We start from the raw sequence: 428 nt of genomic DNA on the forward strand, positions 1-428 counted from the left end.
GCCGGAACAACTGCTTCTTCGTCACCGCGCCCCGGCCGGTGATGAAATCGTGTGTTTGCCCGGTGCGGTCGCGGGCAACGAGGACGCAAACGTGCTCGTGCGAGATGCCGCGCGTGGAGGCCACCCCACCGCGCCGGCGCGCCGGGCGGTTCAGCTGGCGCGAGCCCTTTTGCGATTCGAGCAGGAACAGCTCGTCGGCTTCGGCAATGCCGTTCAGGCGCTGCGGCCTGTCGTGTTTGGCAAGCTCCAGGAAGCGGTGACGCCAGCGAAAGCTCGTGTTCCGGTGCACGCCGACTGCCTTGGCCGCCGCGCGGACGCTGTTGGCGTCCAGCATCTTGTCGAGGTAATCGAGCCATTTGGCGCGATGGCGCAGGCGCGACAGCGGCGTGCCGCTCAGGGCAGTAAAGGTCTTGCCGCACGCGCGGCAT

General features: G+C 67.8%; 1 protein-coding gene. It reads right to left on the reverse strand.

Translation table 11 applies throughout. The features are described from left to right. Positions 1-428: IS1595 family transposase (locus J8847_RS24015; protein WP_211527199.1), on the reverse strand; the 428-nt coding region annotated here is incomplete at both ends.

The sequence above is a fragment of the Massilia sp. AB1 genome (assembly GCF_018119385.1).
GTDB lineage: Bacteria > Pseudomonadota > Gammaproteobacteria > Burkholderiales > Burkholderiaceae_D > Telluria.